Source organism: Pseudomonas floridensis (assembly GCF_002087235.1).
GTDB lineage: Bacteria > Pseudomonadota > Gammaproteobacteria > Pseudomonadales > Pseudomonadaceae > Aquipseudomonas > Aquipseudomonas floridensis.
Map to the genome: position 1 here is coordinate 13120 of NZ_MUIO01000039.1, position 22469 is coordinate 35588.

At 59.9% G+C, this 22469-nt stretch carries 19 protein-coding genes; 8 read left to right on the forward strand and 11 right to left on the reverse strand.

What is annotated here, in order from left to right; genetic code table 11:
• Positions 1–438 precede the first annotated feature (438 nt).
• From BZK31_RS11560 to BZK31_RS11580, 5 genes are all read right to left on the reverse strand, one after another.
• Positions 439–1539: a HEAT repeat domain-containing protein gene (locus BZK31_RS11560; protein ID WP_083182783.1), complete on the reverse strand. Its 1101-nt coding sequence runs from the start codon at positions 1537–1539 to the stop codon at positions 439–441.
• A 144-nt stretch (positions 1540–1683) separates the two neighbouring features.
• Positions 1684–3081 carry an efflux transporter outer membrane subunit gene (locus BZK31_RS11565; protein ID WP_083182784.1) on the reverse strand — a complete coding sequence of 466 codons (1398 nt, stop codon included), beginning with the start codon at positions 3079–3081 and terminating at the stop codon, positions 1684–1686.
• Positions 3081–6272 (reverse strand): efflux RND transporter permease subunit, encoded by a 3192-nt coding sequence (locus BZK31_RS11570; RefSeq protein WP_083182785.1) that lies wholly within the window; start codon positions 6270–6272, stop codon positions 3081–3083. The genes BZK31_RS11565 and BZK31_RS11570 overlap by 1 nt, the downstream gene beginning before the upstream one ends.
• Before the next feature lie 12 nt (positions 6273–6284).
• Positions 6285–7526 (reverse strand): multidrug efflux RND transporter periplasmic adaptor subunit MexE, encoded by a 1242-nt coding sequence (gene mexE, locus BZK31_RS11575; protein WP_083182786.1) that lies wholly within the window; start codon positions 7524–7526, stop codon positions 6285–6287.
• 212 nt (positions 7527–7738) lie between these two features.
• Positions 7739–8632, reverse strand: coding sequence for an AraC family transcriptional regulator (locus tag BZK31_RS11580; protein ID WP_083182787.1), 894 nt, complete (start codon positions 8630–8632; stop codon positions 7739–7741).
• A 154-nt stretch (positions 8633–8786) separates the two neighbouring features.
• Between BZK31_RS11580 and BZK31_RS11585 the strand changes: the two genes are divergently transcribed.
• From BZK31_RS11585 to BZK31_RS11605, 5 genes are all read left to right on the forward strand, one after another.
• Positions 8787–9857, forward strand: a complete 1071-nt coding sequence (locus tag BZK31_RS11585) for an aldo/keto reductase (protein ID WP_083182788.1) — start codon at positions 8787–8789, stop codon at positions 9855–9857.
• 85 nt (positions 9858–9942) lie between these two features.
• Complete coding sequence (locus tag BZK31_RS11590; protein WP_083182789.1) at positions 9943–10470, forward strand: nuclear transport factor 2 family protein; 528 nt, start codon at positions 9943–9945, stop codon at positions 10468–10470.
• A gap of 139 nt (positions 10471–10609) precedes the next feature.
• Positions 10610–11464 carry an oxidoreductase gene (locus BZK31_RS11595; RefSeq protein WP_083182834.1) on the forward strand — a complete coding sequence of 285 codons (855 nt, stop codon included), beginning with the start codon at positions 10610–10612 and terminating at the stop codon, positions 11462–11464.
• A 90-nt stretch (positions 11465–11554) separates the two neighbouring features.
• Positions 11555–12274 carry a haloacid dehalogenase type II gene (locus BZK31_RS11600; RefSeq protein WP_083182790.1) on the forward strand — a complete coding sequence of 240 codons (720 nt, stop codon included), beginning with the start codon at positions 11555–11557 and terminating at the stop codon, positions 12272–12274.
• A gap of 214 nt (positions 12275–12488) precedes the next feature.
• Positions 12489–14243, forward strand: a complete 1755-nt coding sequence (locus BZK31_RS11605) for an OPT family oligopeptide transporter (RefSeq protein WP_083182791.1) — start codon at positions 12489–12491, stop codon at positions 14241–14243.
• Positions 14244–14443: 200 nt separating this feature from the next.
• On the opposite strand, the gene BZK31_RS11610 is transcribed toward BZK31_RS11605, so the two are convergent.
• On the reverse strand, positions 14444–15568 hold the full coding sequence (locus BZK31_RS11610; RefSeq protein ID WP_083182792.1) for an alkene reductase: 1125 nt from the start codon (positions 15566–15568) through the stop codon (positions 14444–14446).
• Between the two features lie 112 nt (positions 15569–15680).
• Positions 15681–16358 (reverse strand): type 1 glutamine amidotransferase domain-containing protein, encoded by a 678-nt coding sequence (locus BZK31_RS11615; protein ID WP_083182793.1) that lies wholly within the window; start codon positions 16356–16358, stop codon positions 15681–15683.
• Positions 16359–16563: 205 nt separating this feature from the next.
• Here BZK31_RS11615 and BZK31_RS11620 point away from each other — a divergent pair, with 205 nt between their 5' ends.
• On the forward strand, positions 16564–17148 hold the full coding sequence (locus tag BZK31_RS11620) for a TetR/AcrR family transcriptional regulator (protein WP_083182794.1): 585 nt from the start codon (positions 16564–16566) through the stop codon (positions 17146–17148).
• Positions 17149–17269: 121 nt separating this feature from the next.
• On the opposite strand, the gene BZK31_RS11625 is transcribed toward BZK31_RS11620, so the two are convergent.
• From BZK31_RS11625 to BZK31_RS11635, 3 genes are all read right to left on the reverse strand, one after another.
• Complete coding sequence (locus tag BZK31_RS11625) at positions 17270–18100, reverse strand: alpha/beta fold hydrolase (protein ID WP_083182795.1); 831 nt, start codon at positions 18098–18100, stop codon at positions 17270–17272.
• Positions 18101–18287: 187 nt separating this feature from the next.
• On the reverse strand, positions 18288–18611 hold the full coding sequence (locus tag BZK31_RS11630; protein WP_083182796.1) for an ArsR/SmtB family transcription factor: 324 nt from the start codon (positions 18609–18611) through the stop codon (positions 18288–18290).
• A 255-nt stretch (positions 18612–18866) separates the two neighbouring features.
• A complete protein-coding gene (locus BZK31_RS11635) occupies positions 18867–19244 on the reverse strand; it encodes a winged helix-turn-helix transcriptional regulator (protein WP_083182797.1) in 378 nt (125 codons plus the stop codon).
• 102 nt (positions 19245–19346) lie between these two features.
• On the opposite strand from BZK31_RS11635, the gene BZK31_RS11640 reads away from it, so the two are divergent.
• The gene (locus BZK31_RS11640; RefSeq protein ID WP_083182798.1) at positions 19347–20465 is read left to right on the forward strand and encodes an NADH:flavin oxidoreductase; all 1119 of its coding nucleotides are present in this window, start codon (positions 19347–19349) and stop codon (positions 20463–20465) included.
• 58 nt (positions 20466–20523) lie between these two features.
• Here BZK31_RS11640 and BZK31_RS11645 read toward each other — a convergent pair whose 3' ends face one another.
• The gene (locus tag BZK31_RS11645; RefSeq protein WP_083182799.1) at positions 20524–21375 is read right to left on the reverse strand and encodes a LysR substrate-binding domain-containing protein; all 852 of its coding nucleotides are present in this window, start codon (positions 21373–21375) and stop codon (positions 20524–20526) included.
• 239 nt (positions 21376–21614) lie between these two features.
• Here BZK31_RS11645 and BZK31_RS11650 point away from each other — a divergent pair, with 239 nt between their 5' ends.
• The gene (locus BZK31_RS11650) at positions 21615–22457 is read left to right on the forward strand and encodes a transporter substrate-binding domain-containing protein (RefSeq protein WP_083182800.1); all 843 of its coding nucleotides are present in this window, start codon (positions 21615–21617) and stop codon (positions 22455–22457) included.
• Positions 22458–22469: the final 12 nt, after the last annotated feature.

Genomic DNA, 22469 nt, shown 5'->3' on the forward strand with positions numbered 1-22469 from the left:
ACGATAAGACAAAACTGTTTGGCCGATCCGTTGATACGGTCTCTACCCACTACCCGTGCTGTCACTTGCAAAAAACTAAGCCTTCCTGACTGGCCGAACCGCAGATAAAGGGTAGTTACAACTCAGTGGCGGACAAATGATGCACCTTTTTTCTCAGTTAGAAAATAGTCTTGTTGAAATTGGTTAAAACGTCTGCGCACAGCAGTTGTTTGTCGTAGGCCCGGAGTGTGTTATCCGATGAAGCGATGTGTAAGTTATTTCCGATATTACAGGTCGTCAGAAAATGCCCGCCGAATTCTTGACGAGCGCGGTCGGCGAAATGCCTGACAGGTAAATACGAGTTGGCAAGTGAAGTGTAGGAATTGTCTGAAAGCGCCGCAGCAAAAGGCCCAGAGCAATCACTTGCATGGCCCTTTGCCGCGATTGGGGCTGTCCGCTCTAGAGGCCCTGCTGCAGCGCGGGGTCGTCCGGGTTCTGCTGTTCGAGCTCCGCCAAGAGGATCTGGACGTTCTGCAACTGACCGGTTTCCTTCCAGTACTGGATCAGCAGAACGCGCGCCTGACGGTTGGCCGGGTCGTTCTGAACAATCTGTACCAGTTGTTTCTGCGCGGCTTCCACTTGATCCAGATCGTGCAGGGCGACGGCCAGGTCGTAGCGATAGTCGTTGTTTTGCGGTGCCAGTTCCGATGCCTTGGCCAGGCCGAGGAGAGCGAACTCGCCCTGGCCATGATCGAGCAACCACATGCCCAGAGCGTGCTGCAGCAAGGAGGAGTGAGGATGGCGTTCCAGAAGTCCGGCGAACAGGCTGCGTGCCTGCTCGGCCTGACCTTTCTTGTCCAGCAGTTCGATATGCGCCAATGCGGCTTCGATATTGTCCGGATCCAGCGTGGTGGCGCGTTGCAGGGCGGCCAGAGCGGGCTCCAGATCGCCGGTTTGCAGATAAAGCCTGGCCAGTTGCAGCTGATTTTCAACACTGACGGGCTGACTCTTCAGTGCTTCCTGAAAAGCCTCAGCGCTTTGTTGCAGCACCGCGAAATAAAGCCCCAGATCATCGGGAGACAGACCCAGCAGGGCGCTGGTCGCCGCGAACCGGACGGATTGCTCCTGGTCATCGAGCATCGGGCCCAACAGCAGGCTGCGCTGGCTGGACGGCACCAGTTTCACGCTGGTGGCGATGGCGGCCTGGCGTACCGGCACCGACTCGTCCTTGAGGCTGGCGTTGAGCAGCTTCAGTGCTTGAGGGCTAGGGTAATTACTCAATTCGGCCAGCAGGCTGATTCGATGAGTATCAGAAAGGTCCGTACGCGCCAGTTGCTGGTACAGCACGCGCGCCGCGCCAGGTTTACCGTCATGGGCCTGCTGCAACGCTTGAGTGTAGGTGTGGGTCAAGTCGGCGGGGGCGCTCTGCGCAGGCACCTTGCGCCAGCTCCAGAACAGCGCCGAGAGCGTCAGGACTGCGAGCAAGGCCGCGATGCCGATCATCCAGCGACGACGATTGCGACGTTGAGGCGATGAGCCCTTCGAGGTCTGGTTGGGCATACCGATATCCATTGCTTGACGGCTTGCAGCTTCGTGGAGTGATGGGGCAGTGTCAAACGGCAAGCGTATTCGAATCTCATCGACTGGACAAAAAAATGCCCCGCTTCCTGAGGAAGCGGGGCATGCCGACTGCGTAGATGGGCCTCAGGCCTGAGGCTGCCAGCCACCGCCGAGTGCTTTGTAGATGGCGACGATGCCGCGATACAGCTCGATCTCTGCCTGAGCCTGAGAATCTTCGGCCGCGAGACGCTCGCGCTCGGCATCCAGCAGCACCAGGAAGTCCGCCGTGCCTTCACGGTATTGCACCGACGCCAGTCGCGCCGCCGCGCGGCTGGATTCACTCTGCCGGATCAGCGACAGCAGCCGTTGCTGACGTTTGTCGTAATCGCTGAACGCATTTTCCGACTCCTCCAGCGCGAGCAGAACTTGCTGTTCATAGTTGGCCAGCGCGCCTTCGGCATCGGCATTGGCACTGCGGATCTGCGCTCGCACACTGCCTAGATCGAAGGCAGCCCAGGTGATGCTCGGCCCCAGCGACCAGGCTTTTGCCGCTGACGAGCCGATCTGCGAACCGCGCCCGGCGGTGAAGCCCAGGAATCCGCTCAGGCTGACACGCGGAAACAGGTCGGCGGTCGCGACGCCAATGCGCGCAGTGGACGCCGCCAACTGCCGTTCTGCGGCCAGTACGTCAGGACGGTTGCGCAGGACTTGGGTCGGATCGCCGATCGGCAGCGCCTTGGCAATCGCAGGCAGCCGGGTTGGGCTCAGGTCCACGCTCAGTGTTTCCGGCCGCTCACCCAGCAGGGTCGCGATGCGGTTGCGCTGACGGTTCTGTTCGGCCTGCAGTTGCGGAACGGTGGCCTCGACGGCCGCCAGCCGCGCATCGGCGCGCACCACGTCCAGTTCGTTGCCGACACCGGCATCGCGCAGTTGAGTGGTCACACCCTGCGAGTTCTGCTGGTTTTTCAGGTTGTCCCGGGCAATCGCTTCACGTAACTGTGCACCGCGCAATTGTCCATAGGCATCGACCACCTCTGCGATCAGCGTGACCTGCAACTGATAAAGGTTGGCTTGCGCGGCCGCTTCGTCGGCATCGCTGGCTTCCAGCTGACGCTGGATGCGGCCGAACAGGTCCAGCTCCCAGGCCATGTCCAGGCCCAGGTCGTAACGCTCGCTGTTGACGCGTCGGTCGGTCACACCAGGTTGCTGACCCTTGCCCAGATCGCTGCTGGCACGGCTGGTCACTACGGGCATGGCGTCGTTGGCCACGTCATCGCGAATTGCCCGCGCTGCTTTCAAGCGGGCGAATGCCACACGCAGGTCCCGGTTGCCATTCAGTGACTGACTGACCAGTTTGTCCAGGGTTGGATCGTCGAACTGCTTCCACCACAGGGCGTCAGCCTTGGTCCGGTCATAGTTGCCTTGCGCGGCGGAGGCGAGCTTCGCTGGCGCAGTGTCAGGGGCCTTGTAATCCGGGCCGACGGCGCAGGCTGCCAGCGCCAGGACCAGCAGGCCAGGAACGAACAGTTTAAGCGCGCTCATCAATGCGTCTCCGCAGGCAGGGTTTGCAGTCGCTGCGCCCGGGCGGCCTTGCGGGCCTCCTGACGCTCGACGAAGTTACGGATCAGCACGTAGAACACCGGGGTCAGCAGCAGGCCGAAGAAGGTGACACCGAGCATCCCGGAGAACACCGCCACACCCATCGCATGACGCATTTCGGCACCGGCACCGCTGGACAGCACCAGGGGCACCACGCCCATGATGAAAGCGAACGAGGTCATCAGGATCGGGCGCAGACGCAGGCGGCAGGCTTCCAGCACTGCATCCAGTGGGCTCATGCCTTCTTCCTGTTTGTCCTTGGCGAACTCGACGATCAGAATCGCGTTCTTGCACGCCAGGCCCACGAGCACGATGAGGCCGATCTGGGTAAAGATGTTGTTGTCACTGCCAGCGATCATCACCCCGGCAATAGCCGACAGCAGGGTCATCGGTACGATCAGGATGACCGCCAGTGGCAGGCTCCAGCTTTCGTACTGAGCAGCCAGCACCAGGAACGCCAGCAGTACGCAGAGCGGGAAAACGAACAGCGCGGTGTTGCCCGACAGAATCTGTTGGTAGGTCAGATCGGTCCATTCGTAGACCATGCCATTGGGCAATTCGGCCTTGAGCAGCTTCTCGACGGCCGCCTGTGCCTGTCCCGAGCTGTAGCCCGGCGCAGCAGCGCCGTTGATCTCGGCAGTGATGAAGCCGTTGTAGTGCATCACCCGATCCGGACCTGCGGTATCGCTGACCTTGACGAAGGTCGCCAGCGGGATCATTTCACCCAGATTGTTGCGCACCTTGAGCTGGCCAATCTGGTCGGCGTCCTGGCGGAACTGTTGTTCGGCCTGAACGTTGACCTGATAGGTGCGGCCAAAGCGGTTGAAGTCGTTGGCGTACAGCGAACCCAGGTAAACCTGCAGGGTGTCGAAAATGTCACTGATCGCCACGCCATGGGTCTTGGCTTTCTCGCGGTCGATAGACGCGTCCACCTGCGGGACGTTCACGGTGTAGCTGGTGAACAGACCGGCCAGTTCCGGCACGCTGCGGCTCTTGGCGATGATGTTCTGGGTTTCCTTGTACAGCTCGTCATAGCCCAGGTTGCCACGGTCTTCGATCTGCAGGCGGAAACCGCCGATGGTGCCCAGACCCTGTACCGGAGGCGGCGGGAAGATCGCCATGTAGGCTTCCTGAATCGAAGCGAACTGCCCGTTCAAGGCTCCGGCAATAGCGTTCGCCGACTGACTGGGGTCAGTACGCTGATCGAAAGGCTTGAGCGCGACGAACACCACGCCATTGTTCGGACTGTTGGTGAAACCGTTGATCGACAGACCCGGGAACGCAATGGCGTTTTCCACGCCCGGCTGTTTCAACGCCATGTCTGACATACGCTTGATGACGTCTTCGGTGCGATCCAGGCTCGCTGCGTCCGGCAACTGCGCGAAGGCTACCAGATACTGCTTGTCCTGGCTGGGTACGAAACCGGTCGGCGTGCTGGAAAAGCCCATCCAGGTCAGCACCATCAGGCCTGCATACACCAGCAGGGCGATGCCGCTGCTGCGGATGACGCGCGCCACGGTGCCGACGTAGCCATGGCTGGCTTTCTCGAAGAAACGGTTGAACGGACGGAACAGCCAGCCACCCAGCAGCCTGTCGAGGAAACGCGAGAAGCGGTCCTTCGGCGCGTCGTGACCCTTGAGCAGAACGGCGGCCAGTGCGGGTGACAGCGTGAGCGAGTTGAACGCCGAGATGACCGTCGAGATCGCGATGGTCAGCGCGAACTGTTTGTAGAACTGACCGGTAAGGCCGGAGATGAATGCTGCCGGTACGAACACCGCGCAGAGCACCAGCGCCGTGGCAATGATCGGGCCGGTCACTTCGCCCATGGCCTTGTGGGTAGCGGCCACCGGTTCAAGCCCCAGCTCGATGTTTCGCTCGACGTTTTCCACCACCACGATGGCGTCGTCCACCACGATGCCGATGGCCAGCACCAGGCCGAACAGTGACAGGGCGTTGAGCGAGAAGCCGAACAGGTGCATCACGGCAAAGGTGCCGATCAGCGAGACCGGTACAGCGACCAGCGGAATGATCGACGCACGCCAGGTCTGCAAGAACAGGATCACCACCAGCACGACCAGGATCAGGGCTTCGAACAGGGTGTGAATCACCGCCTCGATCGAGCCGCGAACGAAGATCGTCGGGTCATAGACAATGCTGTAGTCCATGCCTTCGGGGAAACCCTTTTTCAGCTCGGCCATCTTGGCCCGTACATCGTTGGAGATGTCGATGGCGTTGGAACCGGGACGCTGGAAAATCGGCATCGCCACTGCGGGCTGATTGTTCAGCAGCGAGCGCAATGCGTATTGACTGGAGCCCAGTTCGACGCGTGCGACGTCCTTCAAGCGAGTGATTTCGCCATCGGCGCCAGAGCGGATTACTACGTTCTCGAACTCTTCCTCAGTGACCAGACGCCCCTGCGTGTTGATCGACATCTGGAAGCTGGTGGCGTTGGGGGAGGGTGGCGCACCCAGCTGGCCTGCGGCGACCTGACGGTTCTGTTCACGAATCGCGTTGACCACATCGGTCGCGGTCAGGTTGCGTGACGCAGTCTTGTTTGGGTCCAGCCATACGCGCAGCGAGTAATCGCCCATACCGAACAACTGCACATCGCCCACGCCGCCCAGCCGCGCCAGCTCATCCTTGATGTTGAGCACTGCGTAGTTGGACAGGTAGAGCATGTCGTAGCGCTGGTCCGGCGAGGTCAAGTGCACGACCATGGTCAGGTCCGGCGAGGCCTTGTCTACCGTGATCCCGATCCTCGTTACCTCTTCAGGCAACTTCGGCTCGGTCCGTGTCACCCGGTTCTGCACCTGTACCTGGGCATTGTCCAGGTCCGTACCCAGCGCAAAGGTGATGGTCAGGGTCAGCTTGCCGTCGGCCGTGGCTTGCGACGACATATACAGCATGTTTTCCACACCGGTGATGGCTTGCTCCAGTGGCGAGGCCACGGTTTCGCCGATCACTTTGGGGTTGGCGCCGGGAAAGTTGGCGCGCACTACAACGGTTGGTGGCACGACTTCCGGGTATTCGCTGATCGGCAACTGGAACAGCGAGATAGCGCCTGCAATCAGGATCAATAACGACAGCACGGCGGCGAAGATCGGCCGTGAGATAAAGAATTTGGAGAAGTTCATCGCTCGATTCCCTTAGCCGCGAGGCGCGGTGGCGCTGGCGAGTTTGACGGTCGCATTGGGCGCCGACTGTTGGGGATTGCTGGCTTCGAGGGCCTGGCGTTGTTTGAGAAGCAGGGCGAGGGTGTCGGCGCTGGCCATTGGCGTGACTTCAGGGTCCACAGGCTGGCCGGGACGCACACGCTGCAGGCCTTTGACGACGATGGTGTCGTCCTTGCCGAGGCCGTTACGCACGATGCGCAGGCCTTCGATTTTCGGACCCAGCTCGACCGGGCGATAGGCCGGCTTATTGTCCTTGTCCATCACCAGCACGAATTTCTTGCCCAGATCGGTGCCCACCGCTTCATCGTTGATCAATACCGCCGAGTAAGTGCCGCTGCCGACCAGCTTGAGGCGTGCGTACAGACCCGGCGTGAAGCTGCCGTTGGTGTTATCGAACACCGCACGACCACGGATGGTGCCGGTGCGCGGATTGACCTGGTTGTCGACGAAGTTCATCTGGCCCAGGTGCGGGTTGCCGTTCTCGTTGGACAGGCCCAGATAGACCGGCGTGGTCTGGCCGCGCTGACCTTTGCGGGCCAGTTCGGTGTACTTGAGGAACACGCGCTCGTCGGCGTCGAAGTAGGCGTAGACCTTGTCGGTGGACACCACACTGGTCAGCGGCGTGACATCGGCGGTGACGATGTTGCCCGCGGGGATTTCGGCGCGACTGACACGACCCGTGATCGGGGGAGTGACACGGGTGAAGCTGAGGTTCAGACGGGCCAGGTCCAGCTGCGCCTGAATGGCTGCGACACCGGCTTTGGCTTCCTGTGCCGAGGTGGTACGCGAGTCGGCCAGTTCGGCAGAGATGGCGTTGTTGGTGCGCAGACGCTCGCCGCGCTGGGCTTCATTGTCACTGCGCACGGCCACAGCACGGGCCTGCTGCAACTGGGCTTCGAGGCGACGCACTTCGGACTGGAAAGGGCGTGGGTCGATCTGGAACAGCAGGTCGCCTTTCTTGACGAGAGAGCCGTCGGTAAAGGCCACCTGATCGATTTGCCCGGACACCCGTGGTCGGACTTCAACGGTTTCCGGCGCTTCGAGGCGGCCGGTGAATTCATCCCATTCATTGACGGGCTGTTCCAGCACCTTGGCAACGCTGACCTTGGCGGCGGCCGGTGCCTGCGTCGCCTCAGGCGCACGGCCACAGGCGCTGATCACAATCAAGGCCAGGGCGGTCAGGGGATAGCGCAGATGAGCGAGTGTCTGGGACATGAGAAGTTCCGCCGGTAGTAAAAGGATGGGCGGATTCTGTTGCGCGGGGGGTGTTATTAACGAATCGAATAAATCGAAGGTTACTATCATCGGGAATGATGAGAATGAGCCGTCAGGTTCTCCAGTGGCAGACGGCGGTGCGGTTCAGGGTGGCATTGGATGAATGGCGGACCTGGTACCGGAGGGCGGATCCAGTGGGGCGGGCGGCTTGATCAGGTCACCGCGCTCGACCCTCTCAAACGTCCCGCATCCCGCGAGGGCGGCAGACCGAACAGGCGCACGTAATCGCGGCTGAACTGTGAAGGGCTTTCGTAGCCCACCCGATACCCAGCGCCTGCCGCGTCAACTGCTTCGGCCACCATCAGTCGGCGGGCTTCCTGCAGCCGCAACTGACTGCGAAACTCCAGCGGGCTTATCGACGTGACAGCCTTGAAGTGTGCATGGAAGGTCGAGCGGCTCATGCCAGCAATATCGGCGATGTCATCGATCCGACAACGTTCACTGTAATGCTCGCGCAGCCAGGCAATGGCTCTAGCGATCTGCCGCAGGCGGCTGTCGGCCCGGGCCATTTGCCGAACGATGCCGTTACCGCGCCCCGTCAGAAGCCGATACAGAATCTCGCGCACGATCAGTGGCGCAAGCGCTTCGATGTCATCCGGCGTGTCCAGCAGGCTGGCGAGCCTTAGCGCAGCGTTCAGCAGTTCGGGGGTGGTGGCATTGAGTTCGATGCCTGGGCCTGGCAATTCGCTGTTTTCGTGTGCCACGGGATGGTGCAGGGCCAGTTCACTCAGCGCGGCCATATCCAGATCGAGGACCAGGCACAGATAAGGAGACGCCTCGCTCGCTTCGATCACCGAGCCCATCACGGGAATGTCGACGGACGCCACCAGATACGTGGACGCGTCGTACACATACGAAAGGGTGCCGGCGGCGACCTGTTTGCGCCCTTGGACGATCAGGCAAAGCGTGGGCTCGTAGACCACCGGCATCGGCACGGTGGGCATTGCCGAACGAACCAGGCTGACACCCTCGATAGCGGTGGCATGCATGCCGTCAGTCCTGGCGTGACGTTTGATGAGGTCAATCAGTTTTTCCAGCGAGTCCATGCGCGCTCCTTGGTCTTGCCACGACGGCATTCAGTAACCGCCTGCTCCGGATAATCGTGCAAGAACGCGGGACAATCCTGCTACAAGTCCGCGGGGGTCGCACGGCAGACTGAGTTCCTGTTCATCTGAATCTCATGTCTGTAAGGAGGCCATCATGCCCGCTGCACTCGCTCTCGACCACTACCGTCTGCTCGGACGATCAGGTATGCGCGTCTCGCCACTGGCCCTCGGCACCATGACCTTTGGTGCCGATTGGGGATGGGGCGCCGCGCAGGATCAGGCGCGACACATCTTCGATGCATACGTCGACAAGGGCGGTAACTTCATCGACACCGCCGTCAACTACACCAATGGCCAGTCGGAGCGCATTCTGGGTCAGTTTCTCAAGGGCAAGCGCGAACGCCTGGTGGTGTCGACCAAATACACTATGGCCCGCGATCCGGGAAACCCCAATTCAGGTGGCAATCATCGTTTCAACCTGATGCGCTCGGTCGAGACCAGCCTGACACAGCTCGACACCGACCGCATTGACCTGCTGTATCTGCACGCCTGGGATTTCACCACCTCAGCCGACGAGGTCATGCGCGCGCTGGACGATCTGGTGCGCTCGGGCAAAGTGCTCTATCTCGGCATCTGCAACACACCGGCATGGAAAGTCGCCGAAATGCAGACACTGGCCACCTTGCGAGGCTGGTCGCCGCTGGTCGCGTTGCAGATCGAATACAGCCTGGTGGAGCGCAGCGTCGAACACGAGCTGATCCCGATGGCCAATGCCATGGGCCTGGGTGTGCTGCCGTGGTCACCCTTGGGCGGTGGCATTCTGACCGGCAAGTACAGCCACGAGGATTTGCAGCAGGCCAGCGAAGCGGGAGTGTCCGCTACCCGCAAGGGCGTGATCAGTTCGTCGGGGCACATGACCGAGCGATCACTGAACATCGCCAGCGTGGTGGGCGATATCGCCCGGGAAACCGGTGCGACCGCTTCACAGGTGGCGCTGGCCTGGGCACTGCTCAATCCGGCTGTGGTCGCTCCGGTCATGGGTGCCAGAACCCTCGCGCAGGCGCTGGACAATCTTGGGGCGCTCGATATCCAGCTTGCGGACGAGCAAATCGCACGGCTGGATCAGGCCAGTGCGCCTGAGCCGATCTTCCCGGCACGCTTCGTGTCGCGGCCGATGGTGCAGCAACTGATCTTCGGTGGCGCTTCACTGCAACATCGGACGTAAAGACGTGCATCACCTCTATCCAGCAAGGCCCGCTTATCGGCGGCGGGCCGCTTTGCCAGTCAAGAAGACTGAAGGAGTTCACGGCATGATTCCGTCAATCCTGCACACCCTGCGTTCAAGCGCGCTGGCCGTGGTGACCATGGTCGGCATCGGGCTGCTGCCGCACATGGCCACTGCTGGCACGGTCGATACCGAAGTGGGTAACAAGCAACGGGTCACCGAGGCCTTTGATCGATGGGCTGCCGGAGGCACGACGTTTTTCAGCGACATGCTATGGCCGGACGTGATCTGGACGATCAAGGGCTCGGGCCCGAGCGCAGGTGTCTATCGCGGTATCGATTCATTCGTCGAGCAAGCGGTGCGACCCTTTGTCTCGCGCTTGTCCAGCCCGGTAAAACCGGTCAGTAAGCGGGTCTGGGCCGATGGCGATCACGTCATCATTCAATGGGACGGCGTCGGCGTGGCGCGTGACGGGCAGGCTTACCGCAACAGCTACGCCTGGATCTTCCTGATGCGCGACGGCAAGGCCATCGAGGCCACTGCGTTTCTTGACCTTGCACCGTATGACGATGTGCTGCGACGAATTCCGGCGGTGGCGGCGGATAACGGCTGAAGATGTCTTGCCTGTGGGGGGCGATGCGAAAAGATATGTTTTGATGTTGGTCAACATCAAAAATGTTGACGGCAATGATTATGAGCATCATCATTGCTGCATTCATTTTTCAGTCTGTCGACCTGCGAAGGAACATCCCATGACGATCAATAAGCCCGTAGCGCTGGTAACCGGAGCTTCTTCCGGCATCGGCGAAGCCACTGCCAACAGGCTGGTTGCAGCCGGTTACATCGTGTACGGAACCAGCCGTAAAGGCGCGCAGGGCGCTCAGCGAAACTTCCCGTTGCTGGCGCTGGATGTCACTGACGATTCATCTGTCGAAGCCGCCATCAAGGAATTGCTGAAGCTGGAAGGGCGTATCGACCTGTTGGTCAACAACGCCGGATTCGGTTTGGCACCCGCCGCAGCCGAGGAGAGTTCAATCGAACAGGCCAAGGCCGTGTTCGATACCAACTTCATGGGCATCCTGCGCACTACCCGCGCGGTCGTTCCGCACATGCGGCACCAGGGTGGGGGCCGGATCATCAATATCGGCTCCATTCTGGGCGTCGTGCCGGTGCCTTATGTGGCGCTTTATGCCGCGAGCAAGCATGCCGTGGAAGGTTATTCCGAGGCGCTGGATCATGAATTGCGCACCCAAGGCATCAGGGTCACGGTCATCGAGCCCGGTTATACCAAGACCCGGTTCGAGACCAACAACCTCGAGGCCGATGCCAAGCTTGACCTCTATCAGGAGGTACGAACAAGCGTCGCGAAAGTGGTCAACACAGCCATGATGAACGCCGATGGTCCAGAGGTCGTCGCCGAGGTCATCCTCAAGGCCGCCCGCGCCGAGCGTCCGAAACTGCGCTACACCGCTGGCAAGGCGGCGAGCCAACTGCAATTCATGCGTCGCTTTGCACCGGCGGGTTTTCTGGACTCGGCGATCCGCAAGACCTTGAAACTCGAAAACAAATCACCTGCACAGGTTCGGGCATCGCACCAGCCCGGATGACATCCGATCCGGGTCAGGTGCGATGTGCGTTCGCCAGAGTGGCATTTACTCACTACAGTGGTTCCCGACAGCAACCTGAGGAGGAACCCAATGACGCTTCCACAAGCTCTGGCGTTTGACGTCTTCGGTACGGTCGTTGACTGGCATGCGGGCATGGTGCGTGAAACGCAAACCTTTCTCTGCGATTACCTGCCCTCGGTCAGCCCGGCGGAGTTCGCCTTGCAGTGGCGCAAGCTATATGCCCCGGCCATGCGGGAGTGCGCCAGCGGCATGCGAGGGTTCGTCGTGCTGGACACCCTGCATCACGAGACGCTGCAACAGTTGCTGACCGACCACGGCCTGGACGTCAGCCAGATAGCGCCTGACACGTTGTGGCGGCTGGCGCATGCCTGGCGTCGTCTGGATCCATGGCCCGATGTGCCTGAAGGGCTTGTGCGGCTGCGCCAGCGCTTCCCGGTGGTGACCTTGTCCAACGCCAACGTGGCGCTGATGGTTGCCATGAACCGCTACAACGGTTTGCAATGGGACGCGCTGCTGGGGGCCGAACTGGCGCAAACCTACAAGCCGGACCCGGCTGCCTACCTCACGACGGTCGAAGCGCTTGGTCTGAAACCGCAGCAACTGTGCCTGGTGGCGTGCCACCACAGCGACCTGGCTGCAGCCAGAGACTGCGGGCTGATGACGGCTTTTGTCCGGCGGCCGATGGAGTACGCCGGAGCAGCTGCGCCTGACGCCGATTACGCCCAAGAGTGGGACTGGGAGGCCGAAAGCTTTCTGGAACTTGCACAGCAGCTGTCCTCCCAGAGGTGAACCTTGCGCCAATACAGCGCTCACTTATCAGGCTCTGTACGAAAAGTGGCTGCGCTCGGTTATGCGTTGAAAACAGGTTCGGAATGCTCATTTACAACACGTAGAGTCCGCTTTCTTGCCTGTTATTGCCTTGCCTGACCTTCGTTCGCCAACTTTTCTTACAAGCCTGTTGTGCCTAGTGATCGCGCTGTCTCATTGCTGATAAGGAATTCGCATGCCTCAAGCTCCGTCACCGCTCTCGCCATCGATTCCGCTGGCCGGACCTGTCGAGCGCGAACTCAGTCTGCGGGCTGTCATCACCGGAATCGTGCTCGGTATCCTTCTGACCCCCTCCAATGTGTACGCCGGACTCAAGATCGGCTGGTCGTTCAACATGTCGATCATTGCGCTGTTGATCGGTTATGGCATCTGGCAAGGCCTGAGCCGGCGCGGGACCGGGCAACAGCCCTGGACGTTGCACGAAAGTAATATCAACCAGACCGTGGCGTCGGCGGCGGCCTCGATCATTTCCGGCGGCCTGGTCGCGCCGATCCCTGCTTATACGTTACTGACCGGGCAGCAACTGGACGCCATTCCGATGATCGCCTGGGTGTTTTCGGTGAGCTTTCTGGGCATCTGGATCGCCTGGTATTTACGTCCCTCACTGCTGAACGACAAAGCACTGAAATTTCCCGAAGGCATGGCCACGCTGGAAACCCTCCTGCACATCTACAACCACGGCCATGAGGCGGCGACGCGCCTGAAAGTGCTGCTGAGCGCTGCATTGCTGTCGGCCTCGGTCAAGTGGGTCGACACCTTCATGTGGGCATTGCCGCGCTGGTCACCGACTGCTCAACTGGAGCGCCTGACGTTCACCGCCGATCCGTCGCTGCTGCTGGTCGGGTTTGGCGCGATCATCGGGATTCGGGTCGGCCTCACGTTGCTGCTCGGCGCCGTGCTGGCGTGGGGCGGGCTGGCGCCCTGGCTGCTGGAGCAGGGCCTGGTGAGCCTTGCGCCCGACAGCAGCGGTCCCCAATTCGCCGCGCTGGTGGAGTGGTTGTTATGGCCGGGCGTGAGCCTGATGGTCTGCTCGACGCTGGCTTCGCTGGCGATTCGTCTGTGGTCGTTGTATCGCGCCAACAAGGACGGAGGCGGGACGCGGTGGGCGTTCCCCAAAATCGGTCCTGCCGCCGGTTTTCTGCTGGCAATCGTTTTGGTGGTCAGTCTTCAGGGCATGCTGTTCGGCATCAATCTATGGATGGCGCTGCTGACCATTCCGCTGGCGATTTGTCTGGCCGCCGTTGCCGCCCGGGTGGTGGGCGCGACGGGGATTCCGCCTATCGGTGCCATCGGTCAGTTGTCCCAATTGAGCTTCGGCATCGTCGCGCCGGGGCAGGTGCCGATCAACCTGATGAGCGCCAACACGGCGGGCGGATCAGCAGGGCAGTGCACTGATCTCATGAACGACTTCAAAGTCGGTAAGGCCATTGGCGCAACGCCGCGCAAACAGCTGATCGCGCAGACGCTGGGAATTTTCGTCGGCAGCATCGTCGGCGTATTCGCGTACCTGGCGCTGATCCCCGATCCGCAGAGCATGCTGCTCACCGAAGAATGGCCGGCACCCGCGGTCGCCACCTGGAAAGCCGTGGCGCAAACCCTGACTCATGGTCTGGAATCGTTATCGACCAGCATTCGTTGGGCGATTTTCATTGGCGGCCTGGCCGGCCTGTTGCTGGGGATTCTCGACAGCGTGCTGCCTGCGCGCCGCGCCAGGTTTCTGCCCAGCACCGCAGCACTGGGTCTGGCGTTTGTGTTGCCCGCGTCGGTGTCAATGATGATGGCGCTAGGCGCGATCCTGACCTGGCTGGTGAGCTGCCGCTGGGCGAGCCTGACCGAACGCTTTGCAATTACGGCAGCGGCGGGGCTCATTGCAGGGGAGAGTATTACCGGAGTGGGCGCATCGCTGTGGCAAATGGTGGGGAACGCTTGATCGGGTTGACGTGGGCGCCAGATTAGTCGGGTTCGGGATTTTACGAGTATCCAGCGTTTGAAGCGCCAGGTTTCCGGGAGATGGTTAACGATAGATCCTCGCTTTGAAGGATTGCGATTTCCGGGATTGCGAGCCTAGACATGATCGAAAAGAGCGCCCCAACATCCGGGAGCGCTCATCTATCCAATCAACTCAGCCCGTCAATCGCGATACAGAGGGTAGTCCGTGTACCCCTCGGCATTGCCGCCATAGACAGTTGCCGGGTTCAGCTCATTCAACGGCCAGTCATTTTTGATGCGTGCAGGCAGGTCGGGGTTGGCCATGAACGGGCGACCGAAGGCCACCAGGTCCGCCAGGCCCGAGTCGAGCAGTTTCGCGCCGGAGTCTGCGTTGTAGCGACCCGCGTAGATGATCGCGCCCTTGAAGGTGTCGCGCACTGCGCGGCGGAAGGTTTCCGGCATCGCCGGGGCATTGTCCCAGTCGGCTTCGGCGATGGACAGGTAGGCGATGCCCACGTCTTGAAGCACCTTGATGGCCTCGATGTACGTGGTGTGCGGATCTTCCTCGACCATACCCAGGTAGGTCCGTGCTTCGTCAGTGGTGGTGAACAACGGTGCAAAGCGCACGCCGACTTTTTCCTTGCCGATGCATTCGGCAACACCCGCCACCACTTCGCGCAGAAAGCGCAGACGGTTTTGCAGCGATCCGCCGTATTGGTCGGTACGCAGGTTGCTGTGCGCGGAGATGAATTGGTTGACCAGATAGCCGTTGGCGCAGTGCAGTTCGATACCATCGAATCCTGCTTGCATGGCATTGCGCGCAGCTTGAATGTACAGCTGGATCAGCTCCTGAACTTCATCGGTGCTCAGCGCTCGCGGAGCGGAAGGTGGAACCAGTTCGCCTGCGCCCGGGGCCGTTTCGATGAAGACACTGACCCGGTCGGTGGCGACGGCAGAGGCCGATACCGGGGCCTCGCCATTGGGTTGCAAAGCGGTGTGGGATACGCGGCCAACGTGCCACAGCTGAGCGAAAATCACGCCGTTTTTGGCGTGCACCGCTTCGGTGACTTTGCGCCAGCCGGCGATCTGCTCTGCGGTATGAATGCCTGGTGTCCACGCATAACCCTGACCGCGTGGTTCGATCTGCGTGCCTTCAGTGACCAGCAGACCGGCACCGGCACGCTGTTGGTAATACTCGGCCATAAGTTCGTTGGCGATATTGCCCGGCTGCGTGCTGCGTTGGCGGGTCAGCGGCGGCAGGACAACACGGTTCTTCAGGGTGTGAGAGCCCAGTGTGACGGGGGTGAAAAAACTGCTGTTGTTCATCGGTGTACCTTGAATATTGATCTGAATAGACCAGTCAACTAGTAAGCTGGTAAAAATAAAACCGTGCGGCAGACACACGGTTTCATGAGCGGCTACGGAAGAGGGCGCGGGATCAGCCAAGCATTTTCAGCAGCTTTTCAGCGACCGCTGCAGAACTGGCAGGGTTCTGGCCGGTGACCAACTGGCCATCAGTAACCACATGAACCTGCCAGTCGGCAACTTTGGAGTAACGGCCGCCGAGGCGTTGAAACTCATCCTCGATCAGGAACGGCACCACATCGGTCAGACCGACCGCAGCTTCTTCAGCGTTGGTGAAACCGGTCACTTCACGGTGCTGAATCAGCGGCTTGCCATCAGCCGAAACCACATGACGCAAAGCGCCCGGTGCATGGCAGACAAAACCATGCGGCTTGTTGCTGCGATCAAAGGCCTGGATCAGTGCAATCGAATGCTTGTCTTCAGCCAGGTCCCACAGCGGGCCGTGGCCACCCGGGTAGAACACCGCATCGAAGTCATCAGCGCGGACCTCTGCCAGACGTCCGGTGTTGGCCAACGCCCGTTGTGCGGCCGAGTCATTGCGCAAGCGATCGGTTTCGGCCGTCTGAGCGTCAGGCTCGTCACTTTTTGGGTCCAGCGGAGGCTGGCCACCGGCTGGCGACACCAATGTGACGTCCGCTCCAGCATCCTTGAAGGCGTAATAGGGAGCGGCGAATTCTTCCAGCCAGAAGCCGGTTTTCTTGCCGGTGTTGCCAAGCTGATCGTGTGAAGTCAGGACCATCAAGATTTTCATAGCGCACCCTTGAATGTGAAGAGGCGCAATCGATACGCACCGTATTTGCGTGTCGTTGGCACCCATGGGAAAGGTTGACGGGGCGCAGTATGGTTCCAATTAGACCAGTCGTCTATATTTTTTTTGTCTAGGGTTTTCCAAGGCAGGATGTGGCAAACTCTCGGGCCTTCGAATACGACTGGTCTATTGCCTGGTAATTTGCCCCATGAAACCGACCTACGACAGCACCCGCCAACACCTGCTCGACACCGGCCACCGGATGATGGCCGAGCGCGGTTTCACCAGTGTCGGGCTGAATGAAATCCTGCAAACCGCAGGCGTGCCCAAGGGCTCGTTTTATCACTACTTCAAGTCCAAGGAGTTGTACGGTCAGGCGCTGCTCGAGGACTACTTCGTCGGCTATCTCGCTGACATGGAACGTCGTCTGACGCTGCCGGGACTGAGCGCTTACCAGCGATTGCTCGATTACTGGCAAGGCTGGCAGGACCGCTGCGTGCCGGACGGCAATGGCGACGAATGCCTGGTCGTCAAGCTCAGTGCCGAGGTGGCTGACCTGTCCGAGACCATGCGCATCACCTTGCGCGATGGCACTGAACGGGTGGTGTCGCGTATTGCGGCCTGTATCGAGCAGGGGCAATCCGAGAAAAGCCTGCCCGGCGGGGAAGCCCGTCAACTGGCAGAAACCCTTTACCAGTTGTGGCTGGGCGCGAGCCTGCTGAACAAACTGCAGCGTACCGGCCAGTCCTTGAACACCTCGATGGCGACGACGAAGCGGTTGTTGAGTGTTTGATCAGTGATGATCATTCAGGGCGAGCAGATAATCTGCCAGCAACCACAGGTGGCCTTGGTGACGGGTTTGACCGCAAGAGTTCTTGAGCAGGGGCAGGTCCCGCACCTGCCCCTGCATATGCCTAACCCCTCAAGAAAGCCAGCAAGTCTGCGTTGATGGTCTCGGCATTGGTGGTAGGCATTCCGTGCGGGTAGCCCGCGTATGTTTTCAGGGTGCCTTGCTGCAACAGCCCGGCTGACAGCGGCCCGGAGTCTTCATAGGGCACAATCTGATCATCATTCCCGTGCATCACCAGTACCGGAATCGTGATGCTTTTCAGATCGTCGGTAAAATCAGTCTGGGAAAAGGCCACGATTCCATCGTGATGCGCCTTGGCGCAGCCCATCATGCCTTGTCGCCACCAGTTCAGGATAATGCCCTCGGAGGGCGTTGCTCCGGGGCGGTTGTAACCGTAAAACGGCCCGGCCGGGATGTCGTGATAGAACTGTGCACGATGGCTCTTGACCTGTTCCTGAAAGTCATCGAAAACCGACTTCGGCAGGCCGCCCGGGTTGTCCGGGGTCTGGACCATAAGTGGCGGCACAGCGCTGATGATGACCGCCTTCGAAACCCGATCTTCGCCGTGACGAGCAATGTAGCGGATCACCTCGCCGCCGCCGGTGGAGTGCCCCACATGGACTGCGCTGTCTATCCCGAGATGGTCGACCACGGCGGCGACATCATCTGCGTAGTGATCCATGTCATGCCCGTCCCACACCTGGCTGGATCGGCCGTGCCCGCGACGGTCGTGTGCAATGACCCGATAGCCGTGCTCCAGGAAAAACAGCATCTGGGCATCCCAGTCGTCCGCACTGAGTGGCCATCCGTGATGAAAGAAAATCACTGGGGCGTCAGCTGGCCCCCAGTCTTTGTAAAAGATCTCGACATCGTCCTGCGTAGTGACATACGCCATGTTCGCATCTCCTGTTGAGAATAGAGGCCATGATCAGAATCATGTCCTGAGGGTGAACCCCTATTGAACAAAGTGCAGTCGAGCGTGTTTTTCAAGGCAACTGTCGGGTCAGCGGTCTGATGATGGGTCTTTTTCTTGGTGAGCCATAGCCCGTCAGGCGTGCGTTCTCACATGGCTTACAAAACGATTATCCTGTGTGACAGTCTGGTGGCGTGAAGTGCCTGAGTATGGAATCGAGCAGCCCTGGAAAGCGCATTTCAAGCTCATCCCTGCGAAGGGAATTCATATGGGTCGTACCCAAGGTACGAGTGCGCATCAATCCCGCATCCCGCAGAACCCTGAAGTGGTGAGACGCGCTTGATTTGGGGCGGCCTCCGTCCAACTCTCCGCAGGTCGCTTCGGCCACGTCTGCGAGATGGTGAATGATCTCCAGACGTACCGGGTCGCTCAGGGCATAGAGAACACGCTCAAGAACGAACTCTCGGGCTTCCGGATGTTTGAGTGTTCTCATGGTCAGCAGCCTGTCGCGTAAGTTTCAAATGTGAATGCCAGGTAATGACCGCAGCGATTTTTCGAAAACGTCGAGATTCTCGCGAAACGCAGTCATTGAACATGCGATCAAGCCGCCTGCCGATCTGCATCTGCTGGCCTGGTAGTACTGTGGCGTATTGCAGTCAGTCGTAAACCTGTCTTCAGCCGGTGCCACAGGCGAGACATTCGCCCGTCCTATCGGTACATGACGTGATGGTCGGGTTGGACGTTTATGTCATGCGTTCACGTCTGAGGCCTGATCGAACTTCAATCGGGCCGATTCAACTTCAGGCAATTTATCAAGCGTCCATTTATGCAGTTCGCGAAACGGTTGCTGGAGTGTGCGGCCCAGCTGAGTGATTTCATACTGGACGGCCACGGGCGAGAACGAAATGACCTTGCGCGAAACCAGGCCATTGCGTTCAAGCCTTCGCAGGCATTGGGTGAGCGCCTTTTGAGTGACACCTTCAAGACGGCGTTTGATGGCATTGAAACGATGCGGCCCGTCATCAAGTACCGCCATAACCATCATTGACCATTTGTCTGCGATTTGATCGAACAGCGCCCGGCTAGGGCACTCCGACGAAAAACATTGCGGCTTTAATTCCAGCATCGAAGTTTCCTCGTATATACCTGGGCGACTCCAGGTGCCTAATTGACATTTGGTTTACAAAATATACTTATATGGCTTCCGAAAGCAAAGGAAGTCCATCCAATGTCGTACCCAGATACCAGTACTTTATTTCGTCCGTTTTCGATCCGATCGCTTGAACTGAAAAACCGGATTGTCATGGCGCCAATGACGAGGCAATTTTCGCCGCAGGGCATCCCGGGCGAGGGCAACGCTGCGTACTATCGGCGTCGTGCCGAGGGACGGGTCGGGTTGATCCTGTCGGAGGGGACTGTCGTTGATCGTCCCGCTTCGCGCAATGGTCCCGGTATTCCCTTTTTTCATGGCGAGGCCGCGCTGGCGGGCTGGAAGAATGTGATCGATTCCGTTCACAGCGCTGGCGGCCGTATGGGGCCGCAACTCTGGCACACCGGTGCTGTGCGTGACGCCAGCGGCTGGGAGCCCGATGCACCGGTTGAAAGCCCATCGGGCCTGGACTCGCCACACGATCCGCGCGGCAGGGCGATGAGCGAAGAGGACATTGCAGATACCGTGGCTGCGTTTGCCAAGGCGGCGGCGGATGCCAAACGTCTTGGTTTCGACACAGTCGAGGTCCACGGGGCTCATGGTTATCTGATCGATCAGTTCTTCTGGGCGGGCACCAATCAGCGCACCGATCGCTACGGTGGCCCGACGATCAAAGAGCGCTCGCGTTTCGCCGCAGAAATCGTGTCTGCCGTTCGGCATGCGGTCGGCCCCGACTTCCCCGTCATCATGCGTGTCAGTCAGTGGAAGCAACAGGACTTCACCGTGCGCCTCGCCGAAACGCCTGCACTGATGGAAGACTGGCTGCTGCCGTTGGTAGAGGCGGGGGGGGACGTTCTACATTGCTCGCAGCGACGCTTCTGGGAACCTGAGGTCCCGGAAATCGATGGCGAGAACGGGTTGAGCTGCGCCGGCTGGGCCAAGAAAGTGACCGGTGCGGCCACCATCGCGGTCGGGTCTGTCGGTCTGGATAACGACGTGACCCACGCCTTCGCTGGCCAGGGTTCAGCCCCTGCGAGTCTGGAACGGCTGGTCGAGCGCATGGAGCGTGAGGAGTTTGATTTGATCGCGGTCGGTCGCGTTCTGCTGAGCGACCAGAACTGGGTCAGCAAAGTGGAAAAAGGGGAGTTCGCACTTCTCGGTGGATTCAATCCCGCCTCATTGGCCGAACTGGTCTAGTCCTGTTCAATCTTTGCAAGACAGTCGTAACCCGAGTGCTGCCGACCGTTTTTGATCATCAATGCCCGCGACTGCTGCGTATCAGCTCATAAGCCCGACGCACCAGAGGGTTGAGGGTGTTGGGTCGAATCCAGAGGTGGTAGGTGACGTCCGGCATCAGGGGCAAGCCATCGCTTTCTCCCAGCACCCGCATGTCTGGCCCGAGCATTTCCATGCTTCTCGGCGTTACCCCCAAACCGGCGCGCGTCGCTGCCTTGATGCCGATCAGGTTTGACGCAAGGTACGCCTGGCGCCAGGGGATGTTCGCCTGTTCCAGAGCTTGCAGTGCATAACGACGATAAATGCTCGGTTCATCCACCAGAATCAGTGGCAAAGGCTCGCCGGGGGTGTGAATGTACTGCGCCGAGCAAATCCACCATACCGGCGAGGTGCGCAGGGCGAAGCCTTCGAGGTCCGGGTCCTGGCGTGTAGAAATCACCATGTCCACCTTGCCCCGATGCAGATCGTCCATCAAAAAAGGGCTGCGCCCGACATCGATCTCCAGGCGCAGACGGGGTGCAGACCGGGCGATGTGGCTGAGCAGTGGCGGCAGAATGGTGTCGGCGATGTCATGGGGCGAGCCGATACGCAGCACGCCGCTCAAGCTGCTTTCGCGCAGCGAGTTGAGTGCGTCGTCGTTGAGTGAAAGCATCTGCCGCGCATGCCTCAGCAATTGCTGGCCCGCTTCCGTGAGCTGCTTTTGCCGCCCGCGTTTTTCGAACAGGCTCACGCCGACCTGCTGTTCCAGACGCTGCATATGCTGGGTGACCGACGACTGCGTGCGGTCCAGGTGGGCGCCGGCCTCGGCAAAACTGTGGTGATCGACGACAGCAATGAAGGTGCGCAGTAATTCGAGATCAAGGGTCGACATGGCAGTTTTTACATCAAGGGTGCGAATTTAAACATTACATAGTTTTATGTTTTTTAAGAAGTAAGTTTTTCTGGTGTGCCTTAACGCCCTGTAAATACGGAGAGATGAGGGCTTTCTCCGAAACACTTTGCATGCAAGTTATAACGATATTAGATATTTGCATTTCCGTTGCCCGAATGCGGTACCTAGGATGCCACTCATCAGGTCGGGGTACGCCGATCTTCCATGAGGGAAAATCCATGTTGCTTGAGCGCTCACCCGTCAAACGATTTTTACCCGCCCTGTTGGGCGCTTTGATTTCACTGTCCGGTATCACGGCGGCTCAGGCTGATGCGACGCTGGACAAGATCCAACAGCGCCACGTGTTGGTGGTTGGCGTGCTGTTGTCTGGTGGCCCGTTTGGCGGCATTGATCCGGTCAGCCAGAAACCCCGTGGATTCAACGTGGACCTTGCCGAAGAGCTCGGTCGGCAACTTAAAGCCGAGGTGCAACTGGTGCCGGTACTGCCCGCCAACCGCGTGCAATTCCTGCAACAAGGCAAAGTCGATCTGCTGATCGCCAACATGGAATGGACCGCTGAACGCGGCGAAACTCTTGGGTTTGTGCCCACACCGTTCTATCGCGTCGGTGGCACTGCCGCAGTATTGAAGGGCAGCAAGATCACCCGCTGGGAAGACCTGAAAAACCAGCCGGTCTGCACCTCTCAGGGCAGCAGCTACGTCAAGTCGCTGACCAGCCTGGGCGCCGAAATCAAGGCGTTCAAGAGCTCTTCCGAATCCTTGCTGGCGTTGCGTGGAAACAACTGCGTTGCGGCTGTGCACGACGCCACGCTGATCAATCCGCTGATCGCCGACACGACGGAGTGGCAGGGCTATCGCGCCCTCGAGCCGGAACTCAACCCGGCGCCTTCGGTGATCTGGACCCGGCGTGGCGAAAGCGATACGCAGGCCAGACTCGACCCCATCATCAAAGAGCTGCATCGCAGCGGTTGGCTGATCGAGGCCCAGACCCGCAACCAAATCACCCCGGCATCTGCGGCGCTGGTCGAGTTGCAGAAGCAGTTCCAGGCCGATGGCGTTTGAGCCGGCTCAACG

Coding starts and splice junctions, on each gene's coding strand:
- BZK31_RS11640 (WP_083182798.1), top strand. CDS start 19,347: ATGTCGTACCCAGATACCAGTACTTTATTTCGTCCGTTTTCGATCCGA.
- BZK31_RS11595 (WP_083182834.1), top strand. CDS start 10,610: ATGACGATCAATAAGCCCGTAGCGCTGGTAACCGGAGCTTCTTCCGGC.
- BZK31_RS11620 (WP_083182794.1), top strand. CDS start 16,564: ATGAAACCGACCTACGACAGCACCCGCCAACACCTGCTCGACACCGGC.
- BZK31_RS11605 (WP_083182791.1), top strand. CDS start 12,489: ATGCCTCAAGCTCCGTCACCGCTCTCGCCATCGATTCCGCTGGCCGGA.
- BZK31_RS11650 (WP_083182800.1), top strand. CDS start 21,615: ATGTTGCTTGAGCGCTCACCCGTCAAACGATTTTTACCCGCCCTGTTG.
- mexE (WP_083182786.1), bottom strand. CDS start 7,526: ATGTCCCAGACACTCGCTCATCTGCGCTATCCCCTGACCGCCCTGGCC.
- BZK31_RS11585 (WP_083182788.1), top strand. CDS start 8,787: ATGCCCGCTGCACTCGCTCTCGACCACTACCGTCTGCTCGGACGATCA.
- BZK31_RS11565 (WP_083182784.1), bottom strand. CDS start 3,081: ATGAGCGCGCTTAAACTGTTCGTTCCTGGCCTGCTGGTCCTGGCGCTG.
- BZK31_RS11570 (WP_083182785.1), bottom strand. CDS start 6,272: ATGAACTTCTCCAAATTCTTTATCTCACGGCCGATCTTCGCCGCCGTG.
- BZK31_RS11600 (WP_083182790.1), top strand. CDS start 11,555: ATGACGCTTCCACAAGCTCTGGCGTTTGACGTCTTCGGTACGGTCGTT.
- BZK31_RS11635 (WP_083182797.1), bottom strand. CDS start 19,244: ATGCTGGAATTAAAGCCGCAATGTTTTTCGTCGGAGTGCCCTAGCCGG.
- BZK31_RS11645 (WP_083182799.1), bottom strand. CDS start 21,375: ATGTCGACCCTTGATCTCGAATTACTGCGCACCTTCATTGCTGTCGTC.
- BZK31_RS11625 (WP_083182795.1), bottom strand. CDS start 18,100: ATGGCGTATGTCACTACGCAGGACGATGTCGAGATCTTTTACAAAGAC.
- BZK31_RS11630 (WP_083182796.1), bottom strand. CDS start 18,611: ATGAGAACACTCAAACATCCGGAAGCCCGAGAGTTCGTTCTTGAGCGT.
- BZK31_RS11610 (WP_083182792.1), bottom strand. CDS start 15,568: ATGAACAACAGCAGTTTTTTCACCCCCGTCACACTGGGCTCTCACACC.
- BZK31_RS11615 (WP_083182793.1), bottom strand. CDS start 16,358: ATGAAAATCTTGATGGTCCTGACTTCACACGATCAGCTTGGCAACACC.
- BZK31_RS11580 (WP_083182787.1), bottom strand. CDS start 8,632: ATGGACTCGCTGGAAAAACTGATTGACCTCATCAAACGTCACGCCAGG.
- BZK31_RS11590 (WP_083182789.1), top strand. CDS start 9,943: ATGATTCCGTCAATCCTGCACACCCTGCGTTCAAGCGCGCTGGCCGTG.
- BZK31_RS11560 (WP_083182783.1), bottom strand. CDS start 1,539: ATGCCCAACCAGACCTCGAAGGGCTCATCGCCTCAACGTCGCAATCGT.